This is a genomic window from Acinetobacter sp. ANC_7682 (genome assembly GCF_056779795.1).
On record NZ_JBWYIQ010000078.1, the window covers coordinates 1 to 715 of the forward strand.

Annotated in this window: 2 protein-coding genes; both read left to right on the forward strand. The window is 44.2% G+C overall.

Features of this window, described 5'->3' with window-relative positions:
* Positions 1-585 (forward strand): 3-oxoacid CoA-transferase subunit A (locus AC1M9D_RS14045; protein ID WP_481612441.1); only part of this gene is annotated, 585 nt, incomplete at its 5' end.
* Between the two features lie 20 nt (positions 586-605).
* On the forward strand, positions 606-715 hold a 110-nt coding region (locus tag AC1M9D_RS14050), incomplete at its 3' end, for a CoA-transferase (RefSeq protein ID WP_481589654.1).

The window sequence follows — 715 nt, forward strand, 5'->3', positions numbered from 1 at the left end:
GCAGGTCAGCCTGCTGAACTCATCGATGGCTTAATTGAACTCGGTATTAAAGACTTAGTGATCGTCAACAACAACGCAGGTAATGGTGATTACGGCTTGGCTAAACTGTTACAAGCAGGCGCTGTACGTAAAATCATCTGTTCTTTTCCTCGTCAGTCTGACTCTTATGTCTTCGATGAACTCTACCGTGCAGGCAAAATCGAGTTAGAACTTGTACCGCAAGGCAACTTGGCTTGCCGTATTCAAGCGGCGGGTATGGGCTTAGGTCCAATCTACACACCAACAGGTTTTGGTACTTTGCTCGCTGAAGGCAAACCAACCATGAGTTATGAAGGTAAAGACTACGTTTTAGAAAATCCAATCAAAGCTGACTTTGCGTTAATTAAAGCGCATAAGGGCGATCGCTGGGGGAACTTGGTGTACCGTAAATCTGCACGTAACTTTGGTCCAATTATGGCCATGGCAGCAGATATCACCATCGCACAAGTATCAGAAGTCGTGGAACTCGGTGCCTTAGATCCTGAACACATCATCACCCCTGGGATCTTTGTACAACACGTTGTACAAGTTCAACCTGCGCAGTAATTTGAGATTGGAGAAATAAAATGAGTTATCAAAAATTAACCCGTGATCAAATTGCTGAACGTGTTGCACAAGATATTCCTGATGGTGCTTATGTCAACCTTGGGATTGGTTTACCAACTAAAATCTCGAG